The following is a 255-nucleotide window of genomic DNA, read 5'->3' as shown; positions in this document are numbered from 1 at the left end:
CCAACGTAACCGTAACCGACAACAACGCAACCGTTGCTGGCGGTCCGATTGCCTCGTTGGCGCCAGGCGCAAGCAACAACAGCACCTTCACCGCTTACCACGTATTGACCCAGGCCGATATCGACAATGGCGGGGTGTTCAACCTGGCAACGGCCAAAGGCAAGGATCCGCGCAACAACGATGTAACCACGACTTCAAACGACCCTACGCCGTTGGCGCCAGGCGATCCTAACTATCCGGTAACGCCTCCAACGC

General features: G+C 58.4%; 1 protein-coding gene. It reads left to right on the top strand.

From position 1 onward, the window contains the following. On the top strand, positions 1 to 255 hold a 255-nt coding region (locus JHD69_RS20900; protein ID WP_199142221.1), incomplete at both ends, for a DUF7507 domain-containing protein.

This window comes from Pedobacter sp. ASV12 (genome assembly GCF_016429155.1).
In the GTDB taxonomy this organism is placed as follows: domain Bacteria; phylum Bacteroidota; class Bacteroidia; order Sphingobacteriales; family Sphingobacteriaceae; genus Pedobacter.
Note: the sequence above shows the minus strand (reverse complement) of the source record. Positions and strands in the feature narration are given on the sequence as shown.